Annotated in this window: 12 protein-coding genes; 9 read left to right on the top strand and 3 right to left on the bottom strand. The window is 73.7% G+C overall.

Annotated elements, in window-relative coordinates:
- Positions 1-408: 408 nt before the first annotated feature.
- From STTU_RS01810 to STTU_RS01790, 5 genes are read left to right on the top strand one after another with little or no spacing between them, the layout of a single operon-like run.
- Positions 409-1932 carry a CoA-acylating methylmalonate-semialdehyde dehydrogenase gene (locus STTU_RS01810; protein WP_007819244.1) on the top strand — a complete coding sequence of 508 codons (1524 nt, stop codon included), beginning with the start codon at positions 409-411 and terminating at the stop codon, positions 1930-1932.
- Positions 1933-1942: 10 nt separating this feature from the next.
- Positions 1943-3115: an acyl-CoA dehydrogenase family protein gene (locus tag STTU_RS01805; protein WP_007819243.1), complete on the top strand. Its 1173-nt coding sequence runs from the start codon at positions 1943-1945 to the stop codon at positions 3113-3115.
- Complete coding sequence (locus STTU_RS01800; protein WP_043253773.1) at positions 3112-4182, top strand: enoyl-CoA hydratase/isomerase family protein; 1071 nt, start codon at positions 3112-3114, stop codon at positions 4180-4182. Before STTU_RS01805 ends, STTU_RS01800 begins: the two co-directional genes overlap by 4 nt.
- Complete coding sequence (mmsB, locus tag STTU_RS01795) at positions 4179-5096, top strand: 3-hydroxyisobutyrate dehydrogenase (protein WP_037934160.1); 918 nt, start codon at positions 4179-4181, stop codon at positions 5094-5096. Before STTU_RS01800 ends, mmsB begins: the two co-directional genes overlap by 4 nt.
- Entirely contained in the window at positions 5093-5869 is a 777-nt protein-coding gene (locus tag STTU_RS01790) for an enoyl-CoA hydratase (protein ID WP_010268855.1), read from the top strand. The genes mmsB and STTU_RS01790 overlap by 4 nt, the downstream gene beginning before the upstream one ends.
- A 241-nt stretch (positions 5870-6110) precedes the next feature.
- Here STTU_RS01790 and STTU_RS01785 read toward each other — a convergent pair whose 3' ends face one another.
- On the bottom strand, positions 6111-7658 hold the full coding sequence (locus STTU_RS01785; RefSeq protein ID WP_007819229.1) for a malate synthase: 1548 nt from the start codon (positions 7656-7658) through the stop codon (positions 6111-6113).
- A gap of 247 nt (positions 7659-7905) precedes the next feature.
- Positions 7906-9186 carry an isocitrate lyase gene (gene aceA / locus STTU_RS01780; protein ID WP_043253770.1) on the bottom strand — a complete coding sequence of 427 codons (1281 nt, stop codon included), beginning with the start codon at positions 9184-9186 and terminating at the stop codon, positions 7906-7908.
- A 335-nt stretch (positions 9187-9521) separates the two neighbouring features.
- Here aceA and STTU_RS01775 point away from each other — a divergent pair, with 335 nt between their 5' ends.
- A complete protein-coding gene (locus STTU_RS01775; protein ID WP_007819227.1) occupies positions 9522-10934 on the top strand; it encodes a short-chain fatty acyl-CoA regulator family protein in 1413 nt (470 codons plus the stop codon).
- A gap of 277 nt (positions 10935-11211) precedes the next feature.
- Here STTU_RS01775 and STTU_RS01770 read toward each other — a convergent pair whose 3' ends face one another.
- Positions 11212-12177: a pirin family protein gene (locus STTU_RS01770; protein WP_043253769.1), complete on the bottom strand. Its 966-nt coding sequence runs from the start codon at positions 12175-12177 to the stop codon at positions 11212-11214.
- 88 nt (positions 12178-12265) lie between these two features.
- On the opposite strand from STTU_RS01770, the gene STTU_RS01765 reads away from it, so the two are divergent.
- From STTU_RS01765 to STTU_RS01755, 3 genes are read left to right on the top strand one after another with little or no spacing between them, the layout of a single operon-like run.
- The gene (locus STTU_RS01765; protein WP_009070656.1) at positions 12266-12946 is read left to right on the top strand and encodes an ABC transporter permease; all 681 of its coding nucleotides are present in this window, start codon (positions 12266-12268) and stop codon (positions 12944-12946) included.
- Positions 12943-13617 carry an ABC transporter permease gene (locus STTU_RS01760; RefSeq protein ID WP_043253767.1) on the top strand — a complete coding sequence of 225 codons (675 nt, stop codon included), beginning with the start codon at positions 12943-12945 and terminating at the stop codon, positions 13615-13617. Before STTU_RS01765 ends, STTU_RS01760 begins: the two co-directional genes overlap by 4 nt.
- Positions 13614-14582, top strand: coding sequence for an ABC transporter substrate-binding protein (locus STTU_RS01755; protein WP_043253765.1), 969 nt, complete (start codon positions 13614-13616; stop codon positions 14580-14582). Before STTU_RS01760 ends, STTU_RS01755 begins: the two co-directional genes overlap by 4 nt.
- The last annotated feature ends 14 nt before the right edge of the window (positions 14583-14596 follow it).

The raw sequence follows: 14596 nt of genomic DNA, 5'->3' as shown, positions 1-14596 counted from the left end.
CCCGCGCGAGATCCGCGCGTCACGCGTCGGCGAACAGGAGCGCCGGCGGGCTCACGGGGCGCGGTGATCCGGGATCGGTGACCGGCCGTGGGACGATCCGCGTTGTCCGTCTTGTCTGCGTTGCCCATGATGTCCACGAGGGATGGAGCTGACACGTATGGCACTCGTGCGCGCCCACCGATCCTGCGGTCCGCCCACCCTCCGGCCGCGCCGCCACCGAGCCCGGGCCTGAGCGCCGCGCGGCACCCCGCGAGCCCCGGCCCCGCGACCGGCGCCCCGCCCCGTCGAGCCGCGCCCCGCGCCCCCCCGCACCCCGCCACACGATCCCCACGCCCCCGCCGCCCCGTCCACCCGCACGGCCGGCGAGTCGCGTGCCATCCCGCATCTCCCGACGAGAGCAGGCTCCTCATGGCCAGTGCGCCCGACCGCGCCCCTGTACGCGAACTCACCCACTTCATCGGCGGCAAGCACACCCCCGGCACCTCCGGGTCCTTCGCCGACGTCTACGACCCCAACACCGGCGAGGTGCAGGCCCGAGTGCCGCTCGCGAGTCGCGCCGAGACCGAGGCCGCGATCGCCGACGCCGCCCGCGCGCAGCGGGAGTGGGGCGAGTGGAACCCGCAGCGCCGCGCCCGCGTGCTGCTCCGCTTCCTCCAGCTCGTGGACCAGGAGAAGGACGAGATCGCCCGCCTCCTGTCGAGCGAGCACGGCAAGACGGTTGCCGACGCGCACGGCGACCTCCAGCGCGGCCTCGAAGTCGTCGAGTTCGCCGCCGGCATCCCGCACCTCATGAAGGGCGAGTTCACCGACAACGCCGGGACCGGCATCGACGTGCACTCGCTGCGCAGCCCGCTCGGCGTCGTCGCGGGCATCACGCCCTTCAACTTCCCCGCGATGATCCCGCTGTGGAAGGCCGCCCCCGCCCTCGCCTGCGGCAACGCCTTCATCCTCAAGCCCTCCGAGCGCGACCCCTCGGTGCCGCTGCGCCTCGCCGAGCTCTTCCTCGAAGCCGGGCTCCCCGCCGGGGTGCTCAACGTCGTCAACGGCGACCGCGGAGCCGTGGACACCCTCATCGAGGACCCGCGCGTCCGCGCGCTCGGCTTCGTCGGCTCCACCCCCATCGCCGCGCACATCTACGCGAGCGCCGCCGCGAACGGCAAGCGCGCCCAGTGCTTCGGCGGCGCCAAGAACCACATGATCGTGATGCCCGACGCCGACCTCGACCAGGCGGTGGACGCCCTCGTCGGCGCCGGGTACGGCTCGGCGGGCGAGCGCTGCATGGCGATCTCCGTCGCCGTCCCCGTCGGCGAGGAGACCGCCGACGCCCTCGTGGCCCGCCTCAAGGAGCGCATCGCCGGGCTGCGGATCGGCACGAGCGACGACCCCGAGGCCGACTTCGGGCCCCTCGTCGGGCCGGACGCTCTCGCCCGCGTCCGCTCCTACGTCGACATCGGTGTCCAGGAAGGCGCCGAACTCGTCGTGGACGGAAGGGACTTCACCCTCGCCGGACACGAGAAGGGCTTCTTCGCGGGCGCCTCGCTCTTCGACCGCGTCACCCCGGACATGCGGATCTACCAGGAGGAGATCTTCGGGCCCGTCCTCTGCGTCGCGCGCGCCGCCGACTACGAGGAGGCCCTGCGCCTGCCGAGCGAGCACGCCTTCGGCAACGGCGTCGCGATCTTCACCCGCGACGGCGACACCGCGCGCGACTTCACGCGCCGCGTCGAGACCGGCATGGTCGGCGTCAACGTACCGATCCCGGTGCCCGTCGCGTACCACACCTTCGGCGGCTGGAAGGCGTCCGGCTTCGGCGACCTCAACCAGCACGGACCCGACTCGATCCGCTTCTACACCCGCACCAAGACCGTCACCTCGCGCTGGCCCAAGGGACTGCGCGAAGGGGCGAGCTTCACCATCCCGACGATGGGCTGAGGGCACCACGATGAGCACCACCACACACGCCACCACGTACGACACCCTCCTCACCGAGGACCAGCGGGCACTCGTCGAGACCACGCTCGACTTCGCCGGGGACCACCTCGCCCCGCACGCCCTGGAGTGGGACCGCGAGAAGCACTTCCCCGTCGACGTCCTGCGCAAGGCCGCGGGACTCGGCCTCGGCGGCGTCTACGTCCGCGAGGAGTCCGGCGGCTCGGGCCTCACCCGCACCGACGGCGTCCTCGTCTTCGAGGCGCTCGCCACCGGCTGCCCCTGCGTCGCCGCCTACCTGTCGATCCACAACATGGTCGGCTGGATGATCGACACCTACGGCGACGAGGCCCAGCGCGCCCGCCACCTCCCCGGGCTGTGCGCGATGGACGACCTCGCGAGCTACTGCCTCACCGAACCGGGCGCCGGCTCGGACGCCGCCGCGCTCTCGACGCGCGCCGTGCGCGACGGCGACGACTGGGTCCTCACCGGGGTCAAGCAGTTCATCTCCGGCGCGGGCGCCGCCCGGCTCTACCTCGTCATGGCCCGTACGGGAGGCGCCGGACCCGACGGCATCACCGCCTTCCTCGTCGACAAGGACGACCCCGGGCTCGGCTTCGGGCCCAACGAGCACAAGATGGGCTGGAACGCCCAGCCCACCCGGCAGGTGATCCTCGACGGCGTGCGCGTGCCCGCGGACCGCGTGCTCGGCGCGGAGGGCCAAGGCTTCCGCATCGCCATGAACGGCCTCAACGGCGGCCGGCTCGGCATCGCCGCCTGCTCGCTCGGCGGCGCCCGCTCCGCGCTCGACCGCTCGCTCCAGCACCTCACCGAACGCGAGGCGTTCGGGCAGCCGCTCATCGAGTCCGAGGCCCTGCGCTTCCGCCTCGCCGACATGGCCACCGAGCTCGCCGCCGCGCGCGCCCTGCTCCACCAGGCCGCCGACGCCCTGGACCGCAAGGACCCGCAGGCCCCTCAACTCATCGCCATGGCGAAGCGCTTCGCCACCGACAGCGGCTTCCGCATCGCCGACCGCGCGCTCCAGCTCCACGGCGGCTACGGCTATCTCCACGAGTACGGTATCGAGAAGATCGTCCGGGACCTGCGGGTCCACCAGATCCTGGAAGGGAGCAACGAGATCATGCGCGTCATCGTGGCCAGGGGCCTCACGGGAGCCGCGCGGTGAGCGGCGCCGAGGACAGCCCCGTCCTCACCTCCGTCACGGGACGGGCCGCCCGCCTCGTCCTCAACCGCCCCCGCGCCCTCAACGCCCTCACGCACGGGATGGTCGGCCTCATCGACGCCGCCCTCACCGCCTGGGAGGAGGACGACGCGATCGAGACCGTCGTCCTCACCGGGGCGGGGGAGCGCGGCCTGTGCGCGGGCGGCGACATCCGCGCCGTCTTCGAGTCGGCGCGCGGCGGCGACGGGCACGAGGCCGCGGACTTCTGGCGCGACGAGTACCGGCTCAACGCCCGCATCCCGCACTACCCCAAGCCGTACGTCGCCGTCATGGACGGCATCGTCATGGGCGGCGGCATCGGCGTCTCCGCGCACGGCTCCGTCCGGATCGTCACCGAGCGCACGAAGGCCGCGATGCCCGAGACCGGCATCGGCTTCGTGCCCGACGTCGGCGGTACCTGGCTGCTCTCGCGCGCCCCCGGGCACCTCGGCACCCGCCAGGCCCTCACCGGCACGGTCGCGGGGCCCGGGGACGCGCTGCGCCTCGGCCTCGCCGACCACTACGTACCGTCCAGCGCCCTGCCCGAACTCCTCGAAGCGCTGGGCACGGTGCCCGCGAAGGAGGCCGTCGGGCGGTACGCCGCCGAGGCGCCGCCCGCCGCGCTCGACGCCGACCGCGCCTGGATCGACGCCTGCTACGCGGCCGGCACCGTCGAGGAGATCGTCGAGCGGCTGCGGGCCCGCCCCGAGGAGGCCGCGCACGCCGACGCGGCGACCCTCGCGGGCCGGTCCCCTTCGAGCCTCAAGGTGACGCTCGAAGCGCTCCGCCGCGCCCGCGCGCTCGGCACCCTGGAGGAGGCGCTCGACCAGGAGTTCCGCGTCTCGCTCGCCTGCCTCGCCACGCCCGACCTCGTGGAGGGCATCCGCGCGCAGGTCGTCGACAAGGACCGCGACCCGCACTGGAACCCGGCCTCGCTCGCCGAGGTCGACGCCGCCGGTGTCGCACGCTTCTTCACACCCCTGGGCGAGCGGGAACTCGGGCTCGCCCCGACACCGGAGGTGACACGGTGAGCAGTACCGACAAGAAGGTCAGCACCGTCGCGTTCATCGGGCTCGGGCACATGGGCGCCCCCATGGCCGCGAACCTCGTCCGCGCGGAGTACACCGTGCGTGCCTTCGACCTCGTGCCCGCGGCCCTCGAAGCGGGTGTCACCGCGGGGGCCGAGGCCGCCGCGAGCGCCGTCGAGGCCGTCACCGGCGCCGACCTCGTGATCTCCATGCTCCCCGCCGGGCGCCACGTGCTCGGCCTCTACGAGGACATCCTCGGCGCCGCGCGTCCCGGCACCCTCTTCGTCGACTGCTCCACGATCGACGTCGCCGACGCCCGCGCGGTGCACGCGCTCGCCGAGGGGCGCGGGATGCGCTGTCTCGACGCGCCCGTCTCGGGCGGCGTCGTCGGCGCCGAGGCGGGGACGCTCACCTTCATGGTGGGCGGGGGAGAGGAGGAGTTCGCCGAGGCGCTGCCGCTGCTCGACGTCATGGGCAAGAAGGTCGTGCACTGCGGGGCGGCGGGCTCCGGGCAGGCCGCGAAGATCTGCAACAACATGATCCTCGGCGTCTCGATGATCGCCGTGAGCGAGGCGTTCGTCCTCGCCGAGAGCCTCGGTCTCTCGCACCAGGCGCTCTACGACGTCGCCTCGACCGCCTCGGGCCAGTGCTGGGCGCTCAGCGTCAACTGCCCCGTCCCCGGGCCCGTTCCGGCGTCCCCCGCCAACCGCGACTACCGTCCGGGTTTCGGCGCCCCGCTCATGGCCAAGGACCTCGGCCTCGCGGCCAACGCGGTCCGCGCGGGCGGCGTCCATGCCGAACTGGGCCTGCGGGCGGCGGAGATGTACGCGGCGTACGCCGAAGGACGAGGAGCGGACGAGGACTTCTCGGGCATCGTGCGGGTCCTGCGGGAGGACTCGGGGAAGGCGGCCGAATGAGTGCGTACGAGACGATCCTCGTCGAGCGCAGGGGACGCGTGGCGCTGCTCACCCTCAACCGCCCGAAGGCGCTCAACGCGCTGAACGCGCGGCTCATGGAGGAACTCGTCGGCGCGGCCGAGGAGCTGGACCGGGACCCGGACACCGGCTGCCTCGTGATCACCGGCTCCGAGCGGGCCTTCGCCGCCGGGGCGGACATCACCGAGATGGCGCCGCGCACGTCCGTCGAGATGTACCTGCGCGACTGGTTCTCGGCCTGGGACCGGCTCGGCAGGCTCCGCACGCCGACGATCGCCGCCGTCGCGGGGCACGCCCTCGGCGGGGGCTGCGAACTCGCCATGCTGTGCGATCTGCTGATCGCGGCCGACACCGCGCGCTTCGGGCAGCCCGAGGTCAAACTCGGGGTCATCCCGGGGATCGGCGGCTCGCAGCGGCTGACTCGCGCGGTCGGCAAGGCGAAGGCGATGGACCTGTGCCTGACCGGACGGACGATGGACGCGACCGAGGCCGAACGCGCGGGCCTCGTCTCGCGGATCGTCCCCGCCGCCGACCTCCTCACGGAGGCCCTTGCCGCGGCCGAGGCGATCGCGCGGCTCTCGGCGCCCGCCGCCATGATGGCGAAGGAAGCGGTCAACACGGCTTTCGAGACGACCCTTGCGGAGGGGGTGCACTTCGAACGGCGGTTGTTCCACTCGGTGTTCGCCTTCGCGGACCAGAAGGAGGGGATGGCGGCGTTCGTCGAGAAGCGGGAGCCGGAGTTCCGGAACGAGTGACCCGGGCCGTGGGGCGGACTCGCGGGGCTCCGCCCCGGGCCCCGCTCCTCAAGCGCCGGAGGGGCTGGGTCATGAGGCTCCGCCCCCTACCCCGCTCCTCAAGCGACGGAGGGGCCGGATCGTGTCGGGCGGGGCGGGGGCGTTCCGGTCCCGGGCGTGAGGCCGCCCCGCCCCCGCGTGGGTTCGGGGCGGGGCGGCTCGGGCCGCGGCGGGTGGGGGGCAGGTCCCGCCCGCCGCGGGGTCAGACGGCGCGGGGCGCCAGGTAGGTGTCGTAGCCGTAGCGCGTGAAGAAGAGCGGGAGTTCGGGGCCCAGCGCCGTCGCCGCGAACAGCTCGCGGACCGTCGCGGGGTCGCTGTGGGCGCCCTCGTCCGCGAGGGCTGTCAGCTCCTCCTCGACGTGCCGCTCGACCGTCTCGCGGCTCACGGCCCCGTGCCGCAGCCATTGCCAGATCTGGGTGCGGGCGATCTCGGCGGTCGCCGCGTCGGCGATGAGGCCGCCCTGGTCGAGCAGCCCCGTGCCGCCGAGCCAGCGGTCGAAGTAGCGGACCGCGAGGGCCACGCTGCCGCGCACCCCCTCCGGTCCCGGCGCCCCGGTCAGGCGCGGCACGGCGAGGAGTTCGGCGGCCCGGACCTCGACGTCGTCGCGTCCCCGGTCGAGCTGGTGCGGCCTGTCGCCGAGGACGCCCCGGAAGACGTCCCGGCCGACCGGGACGAGCCCCGGGTGCGCGACCCACGAGCCGTCGAAGCCGTCCTCCGCCTCCCGCTCCTTGTCGCGCCGCACCTCGGCGAGCGCCGCCTCGACGGCCTCCGGGCCGCCTTCGGGCGCCTGCGCGGCCATGCCGCCGATCGCGTGCGCGCCGCGCCGGTGGCACGTGCGCACGAGGAGTTCGGTGTACGCGCGCAGGAACGGCGCCGTCATCGGCAGCCGCGCGCGGTCGGGCAGGAGGAAGTCGGTGCGGTGGCCGAAGGTCTTGATGAGGCTGAAGAGGTAGTCCCAGCGACCGGCGATCAACCCCGAGCTGTGCGCGCGCAGTTCGTGCAGGATCTCCTCCATCTCCATCGCGGCGGTGATCGTCTCGATGAGCGCGGAGGCCCGCACGGTCCCTGCGGGGAGGCCGGTCAGCTCCTGGGCGAGGAGGAAGACGTCGTTCCACAGCCGCGCCTCGTACCGGTTCTCCAGCTTCGGCAGGCAGAAGTAGGGCCCGTGCCCCGCCTCGACGAGCGGCTTCGCGTTGTGGAAGAAGAAGAGCGCGAAGTCCGCGAGCGCGGCGGGCACCGGCCGCCCGTCGTACTCCAGGTGCGCTTCGTCGAGGTGCCAGCCGCGCGGGCGCACGATGAGCGTGGGCCGTTCCCCCGCGCGCGGGGTGCGGGCGAGGTCCTTCAGGAGGAGGTGCCCGTCGAGGACGGTGTGCCAGGTCGGCGAGGTGGCGTCCTCGAAGTCGGCGGTCCACGTCGAGGCGCCCGAGCCGTACGCGGCGGCGGCGGCCTCCGGCGTGGGCGGGCCCACCAGCTCCACGTGCCGCTCGGCGAGCCCCGGCGCGGGCGGCGCGACGCGCCACGCGGGATCGGTGCGCACCGGCGTCGTGACGAGCGGGAAGTCGAGGCGGATTCCGGCGGCGAGGCGGTGCGCCTGGCGGCGCCGCTCGCGCAGCAGCCACTCGCGGCGCTCGCCGAAGGCGGCCACGAGCGCGCCGAGGAAGTCGAGCGCGGCGGGCGTGAGGATCTCGTCGTGGCGCGCGCCGGGAGCGGCGACGACCTGGACGGTACGGGCCGGGGCGAGGGTGGGCATCGGGGACCTCCTGAAGCGGGACCGGGCGGGGCCGGGAACGGCCGGGGCGCCCGGCCGGACCGGGTGAGGGTGCGAGGAACGGGGGCCGGACGGAGACGGGTGCCCGGCCCCCGTTCGCTCGGGGTACGGGGACGCGCGCCGACGCGAGGGCGCGCGTCCCCGGTGCGGCGGCGCACTCGCACGGGTGCGCGCCGCGAGGAGAGGACGGGGCGGGCGAGGAGTGGGGCCCGCCGCCGTCCCGGTCCGGCTAGTGGAACTGCTCGGCCTCGGTGGAGCCGGCGAGCGCGGTGGTGGACGAGGCCGGGTTGACGGCCGTGGAGACGAGGTCGAAGTAGCCCGTGCCGACCTCGCGCTGGTGGCGCACGGCGGTGAAGCCCTGGGCCTGCGCGGCGAACTCGCGCTCCTGGAGGTCGACGTAGGCGGTCATGCCCTGCTCGGCGTAGCCGCGCGCCAGGTCGAACATCCCGTGGTTGAGGGAGTGGAACCCGGCGAGGGTGATGAACTGGAAGCGGTAGCCCATCGCACCCAGCTCGCGCTGGAACTTGGCGATCTGGTCGTCGTCGAGCGCGGCGCGCCAGTTGAAGGACGGCGAGCAGTTGTACGCGAGCATCTGGTCCGGGTGCTCGGCGTGGATCGCCTCGGCGAACTCCCGTGCCTGCTCCAGGTCCGGGGTGCCGGTCTCGACCCAGATGAGGTCGGCGTACGGGGCGTAGGCGAGACCGCGCGCGATGACCGGGGCCATGCCGTTCCGCACGTGGTAGAAGCCCTCGGAGGTGCGCTCCCCGGTGACGAAGGGCGCGTCGCGCTCGTCGACGTCGCTCGTCAGGAGGGTCGCGGCGAGCGCGTCGGTGCGGGCGATGACGAGGGTCGGCGTGTCCGCGATGTCCGCCGCGAGACGGGCCGCGTTGAGGGTGCGGATGTGCTGCGAGGTCGGCACGAGGACCTTGCCGCCCAGGTGGCCGCACTTCTTCTCGGAGGCGAGCTGATCCTCGTAGTGGATACCGGCCGCACCCGCCGCGATCATCGCCTTGGTCAGTTCGAAGGCGTTGAGCGGGCCGCCGAAACCGGCCTCCGCGTCGGCGACGATCGGCGCGAGCCAGTCGGTCGTGTCGCCGTCGTCCTCGGCGGTCGCGATCTGGTCGGCGCGCAGCAGCGCGTTGTTGATGCGGCGCACGACCTGCGGGACCGAGTTGGCCGGGTAGAGGCTCTGGTCGGGGTACGTCTGCCCGGCGAGGTTGGCGTCCGCCGCGACCTGCCACCCCGAGAGGTAGATGGCCTGGAGCCCCGCCTTGACCTGCTGGACGGCCTGCCCGCCGGTCAGGGCGCCGAGCGCGTGGATGTAGTCGTGCTCGTGGAGCTGGCGCCACAGGCGCTCGGCGCCGCGCCGGGCGAGCGTGTGCTCCTCGCGGACACTGCCGGCGAGGCGCACGACGTCCTCGGCGGAGTAGGTGCGCTCGATGCCCTTCCAGCGGGGGTCCTCGGCCCAGCGGCGGGTCAGTTCGGCTGCGCGGTCGGTCGTCTTGCCCATGAGGGTCACCGTCTCCCTGGAGGTGTCGCTGTGGTGTCGCTGTGGTGAGGTGTCACGGTTGTGAAGCAGGGGGCCGGACTCAGCCCTGTGCGGCACGGAGTGTCGCACTAAGTCCTCTGGAGCATTCCACCCTGCTTCGCTGCTCCCGTTTCCCTTGCGGGGCGGGGTGATGACTCGACTGTGGCACTGGCACTGAGTGCCATCAAGGGGGGAAATCTGTGAAGTGTGTGAATCTTGCCCCGCCAACTTTGCGAAGCTTGCCAATCCCCGCGCGCCCGCTAAGGTGGGCTCCCACTCTCGCCGGGAGTGACGTGGAGTGACGGAGGGGGCCTGCCATGGCCAGGACTTATGCGGGCGCGCGCCTGCGCCGGCTGCGCGAGGAACGCCGCCTCAGCCAGGCCGAACTCGCCCGCACCCTCGGCATCTCGCCGAGCTACCTGAACCAGATGGAGCACGACGCGCGCCCGCTCACGGTGCCCGTCCTGCTCAAGATCGGCGAGACCTTCGGGATCGACGCGTCCTTCTTCTCCGCCCGCGACGCGACCCGCCTCCTCGCCGACCTCCGCGAAGCCCTCGCGGCGCCGCTCGACGAGGGCCGCGTCCTGCCCGGCGAACTGGAGGAGATCGCCACCCGCACCCCCGGCGCCGCGCGCCTCCTCCTCGACCTCCAGCGCCGCTCCCAGCGTCTCACCGAGCAGCTCTCGGGACGCGGCGACGGCCCCGAGGAAGAACGGGAGTCGCCCGGTTCCCCGCACGAGGAGGTGCGCGACTTCTTCTACGAGCGCCGCAACTACTTCCACCCCCTCGACCTCGCCGCCGAGGACCTCGCGGGCGAACTCCGCGTCCGCCCCGGCACGGCGGGCCAGACCCTCGCCGAGCACCTGGAGGCCCAGCACGGCGTCCACGTCGCGACCACGGCGGGCCCCCACGCGCACCGCTACGACACCGCGACGCGCACCCTGCACCTCTCGCCGCGGCTGCGTCCGGGCCAGCAGACCTTCCGCATGGCCGCGCAGCTCGCGCTCCTGGAGTACGGCTCCGAACTCGACTCCCTCGCCGCCGAGAAGTTCCCCCGCCAGTCACCCGCCCACGCGCTCACCCGCATCGGCCTCGCCCACTACTTCGCCGGCGCCCTCGTCCTCCCGTACCGCGAGTTCCACGCGCGCGCCGAGGAGTACCGCTACGACATCGAGCGCCTCGGCGACCACTACGGCCTCGGCTACGAGACCATGTGCCACCGCCTCAGCACCCTGCAACGCCCCCGGCTGAGCGGCGTCCCCCTGTCGTTCGTCCGCGTCGACCGCGCGGGGAACATGTCCAAGCGCCAGTCCGCGACGGGCTTCCCCTTCTCGCGCTCCGGCGGCACGTGCCCCTTGTGGAACATCTACGAGGCGTTCACCGCGCCGGGACGCGTGCACGTCCAGCTCACCCGCATGCCCGACGGCAGCCGCCACCTGTGGACCGCGCGCACGGTCACGCGGCGCGGCGGGGCCTGGGGCGAGCGCGGCAGCACGTACGCGATCGGCCTCGGCTGCGAGGTCCGCCACGCGGGCCGCCTCGTCTACTCCGAGGGGCTCGACCTCGACAACCCCGCCTCGGACACCCCCATCGGCATGGGCTGCCGCGTCTGCGAACACCTCGACTGCCCCCAACGCGCGACCCCGCCCGTCGGCCACCCCCTCGCGATCGACCAGCACACCAGCACCTTCGTGCCCTACCAGGTCCGGAGCGACCCCGCCGAGGAGTGAACCGGGCACGGGGACAGGCGCCACGGACGGGGGCGGGTCCCACGTACGGAGACGGGCGGCGCCCCGCCCCCGTACCCCCTGTCGAGCAGGAGCCCCAGGACTCGCGGTGCCAGACGTCGTCGACCCGCGCGGCGAGGTACGAGGCCATGGCGGCGGTCCCCGGCACGACCCACGCCGCCCGCCCGCGCGAGCGCTTCGCGGTCCACACCAGCTCAGGGGCCGCCGTCGTCCCGCCGCATGCCGTTTCCTCCGCCTTCGGCCGTCCCCGCCCCCCGTCTCAGCGCTCGCGCCCCCTCGGCTTCAGCGGGACGGGCGGCAGCGCGGGGGCGGGCAGGCGCTCCCCGTCGTAGCCGTGCACCTCGCCGAAACGCGAGCCCGTCGTCCAGTCCTCGCGGGCCCGCTCGATCTCCTCCTGCGTACGGCCCACGAAGTTCCACCACATGAGCAGCTTCTCCGCGAAGGGCTCACCGCCCAGGAGCATCGCGCCCGCGTCCGACACGGCGCGCAGCGGCAGGCTCGTGCGCCCGCAGCCGAGGTACAGCATCGACCCCGGGGTGACGGGCACCCCGTCCACGGACAGCTCGCCCGACATCGCGAGGACCCCGTACTCGAAGTCCGGGTTCAGCGGCAGGCTCGTCGCGGTGCCCCCGCGCAGCGCGAGGTCCGCGCCGACGAGCGGCGAGTACGTCGTGCCGGGCGAGGTCGCCGTGTCGAGCGTGCCGAGGACCACGGTCGCGTCGAGGCCGGGGGCCGTGACGTGCGGGAGGTCCGCGTGGTGCTCGAAGTGCGCGGCCACGTGGCGCGCCTCGTCGGGCAGCGCGACCCAGAGCTGGGCGCCGTGCAGGTGGCGGGCGTGCGGGCGGGGGCTCTCCTCGGAGTGCGAGATCGCGCCGCCCGAGGTCATGAGGCCCAGCTCGCGCGGCCTGATCGTCTGGAGCGAGCCGAGCGAATCGCGGTGCAGCACCTCGCCCTCGTGCAGCCAGCTCACCGTCTGGAGGCCCATGTGCGGGTGCGGCGGCACCTGCATCCCCGGCTCGTCCGCGATGTCGTCGGGCCCGTAGTGGTCGACAAAGGCCCAGGCGCCGATCATGCGGCGGCCGAGGTTCGGCAGCAGCCGCCGTACCTCCGTCGACTCGCCGAGCGGGACCCGACGGGGGCTCAGCAGCTCGCGCACGGGTGCCGCGAGGACGTCCTCGCGGCCTCCGCACGGCTTCGGCACGGGGTGGGTGTCCAGATTGCTCATGCCGCCCAACCTAATGGTCGCCCGCGCACGCCACCCGGACGGTCCGCCCGAACGTGCCCGCACCCCGCGCCACCGCTGGAATGGGGAGGTGAGTGCCACCCCCGCCACCCCCGACGACTGCCTCGCCCGCAACGAGTGGATCTGCGGCACGTACCTGACCACCCGGCGGCACGTCCTGCTCGACGCCGTCGCGCAGCACATCGAGCTGACCGCCGCCGCCGTCGGTATCGCCCTCGTCATCGCCGTCCCGCTCGCCGTCCTCGCGCGCCGCCTGCGCTGGGCGGCCGGACCCGTGCTCGCGCTCACGACGGTGCTCTACACGATCCCCTCGCTCGCGATGTTCTCGCTGCTCCTGCCGGTGTACGGGCTCTCGGCGACCCTCGTCGTCGCCGGGCTCGTCCTCTACTCGCTCACGCTCCTCGTCCGCAATCTCCTCGCCGGGCTGCGCGCCGTGCCCGAGGAGACACGGCAGGCGGCGCGCGGCATGGGGTACGGGCCGCTGCGGCTGCTCCTCGCGGTCGAACTGCCCCTCGCGCTGCCCGCCGCCTTCGCGGGTTTGCGCATCGCGATGGTCTCGGCCGTCTCGCTCGTCACCGTGGGCGCCATCGTCGGCTTCGGCGGCCTCGGCAACCTCATCTACCAGGGCATGAACACCTACTTCAAGGCCCAGGTGCTCACCGCCTCGGTCCTGTGCGTCCTCCTCGCGATCGCCGCCGACCTGCTCCTGCTCCTCGTCGGCCGCCTCCTCACCCCGTGGACCCGCGCGTGAACGTACTCGGCGACACCTGGGACTGGCTGAGCGACCCCGCCCACTGGTCGGGCGAGAACGGCATCACGCACCGCCTGCTCGAACACGTCCTGCTCACCCTCGTCTGCCTGCTCATCAGCTGCCTCGTCGCGCTCCCCGTCGCCCTCGTCCTCGGCCACATCGGGCGCGGCGGCGCCCTCGCCGTCAACCTCGCGAACATCGGCCGCGCCGTCCCCACCTTCGCCGTCCTCGTCCTCCTCCTGCTCACCCCGGTCGGCAAGCTCAGCGAGGGCCCCACCGTCATCGCGCTCGTCCTCTTCGCCGTGCCACCGCTGCTCACCAACGCCTACGTCGGGATGCGGGGCGTGGACCGGGAAGTGGTCCGCGCCGCGCGCGGCATGGGCATGACCGGCCGGCAGCTCCTGTGGCGCGTCGAACTGCCGCTCGCGGCCCCGCTCGTCCTCACCGGCGTCCGCATCGCCGCCGTCCAGCTCGTCGCGACGGCCACGATCGCCGCGCTCGCGGGCGGCGGCGGCCTCGGCCGCATCATCACCGCCGGGTTCAACCTCGCGTCGACCCCGCAGGTCGTCGCGGGCGCCGTGCTCGTCGCCGTCTTCGCGCTCCTCGTCGAGGGCGCCTTCGCGCTGGGCGAGCGGTGGCTGCCGGTACGGGAACAGGAGGGCGCCCGGTGACCCGTACCCCGAGCGCCGCCCTGCCCCGTACCCGTGGCGCCGCCGCGCTGCTCACCGCGGCACTCCTCCTCACCGCCTGCTCCACGGGCCCGTCCCTGGAGAACCGGAACGAGGTCACCGCGCCCCCGGGCGACAGCAAGCAGCTCACCATCGGCTCGGCCGGTTTCACCGAGAGCGACCTGCTCGCCCACATGTACAAGCTGCTCCTCGACAAGGCCGGCTACCACACCCGGCTGATCACCGTCTCCAACCGCGAGCTGTACGAGCCCGCGCTCGAATCCGGGCAGATCGACGTCGTCCCCGAGTACGCCGCCACCTTCGCCGACTGGCTGAACGCCAAGAAGAACGGCGCCGACGCGGAACCGGTCGGCTCGCCCGACCTCGACCGCACCATGCGCCGCCTGCGCGCCCTCGCCGCCGCGCGCGGCCTCGACGTCCTCGACCCCGGCAGGGCCGTCGACCAGAACGCGTACGCCGTCACCCGCGCCTACGCGCGCGAGCACAAGCTGCGCACCCTCTCCGACCTCGGCCGCGCGAAGCTCCCCGTCCGCATCGCGGCGGGCGACGAGTGCGCGACCCGCCCCTACTGCGCCCCCGGCCTGAAGAAGACGTACGGCATCGACCTCACCGCGATCGACCCCAAGGGCCTCGGCACGACGCAGGCGAAGAAGGCAGTGCAGGACGGCCGCGATCAGCTCGTCGCCACGACCACGACCGACGCGACGCTCGACGAGTTCGGGCTCGTCCTGCTCCGCGACGACAAGAAGCTCCAGAACGCCGACTACCTCGTCCCCGTCGTCAACCGCTCCCGGGCCGGTTCGCGTCGCGTCGCCGCCGCGCTCGACCGCCTCAACAAGGTCCTCACCACCGCCGACCTCGCCGACCTCAACCGCCGCGTCGACAGCTGGCGCCGCCTCCCCGAGGACGTCGCCCGCGACTACCTCGACCGCCACCACCTGCTCTGAACCCGTCAGGAAGG

This window comes from Streptomyces sp. Tu6071 (genome assembly GCF_000213055.1).
GTDB classification, from domain to species: domain Bacteria; phylum Actinomycetota; class Actinomycetes; order Streptomycetales; family Streptomycetaceae; genus Streptomyces; species Streptomyces evansiae.
This window is presented reverse-complemented; position numbering and strand designations above follow the sequence as displayed.

Coding starts and splice junctions, on each gene's coding strand:
- STTU_RS01810 (WP_007819244.1), top strand. CDS start 409: ATGGCCAGTGCGCCCGACCGCGCCCCTGTACGCGAACTCACCCACTTC.
- STTU_RS01805 (WP_007819243.1), top strand. CDS start 1,943: ATGAGCACCACCACACACGCCACCACGTACGACACCCTCCTCACCGAG.
- STTU_RS01790 (WP_010268855.1), top strand. CDS start 5,093: ATGAGTGCGTACGAGACGATCCTCGTCGAGCGCAGGGGACGCGTGGCG.
- STTU_RS01785 (WP_007819229.1), bottom strand. CDS start 7,658: ATGCCCACCCTCGCCCCGGCCCGTACCGTCCAGGTCGTCGCCGCTCCC.
- aceA (WP_043253770.1), bottom strand. CDS start 9,186: ATGGGCAAGACGACCGACCGCGCAGCCGAACTGACCCGCCGCTGGGCC.
- STTU_RS01775 (WP_007819227.1), top strand. CDS start 9,522: ATGGCCAGGACTTATGCGGGCGCGCGCCTGCGCCGGCTGCGCGAGGAA.
- STTU_RS01770 (WP_043253769.1), bottom strand. CDS start 12,177: ATGAGCAATCTGGACACCCACCCCGTGCCGAAGCCGTGCGGAGGCCGC.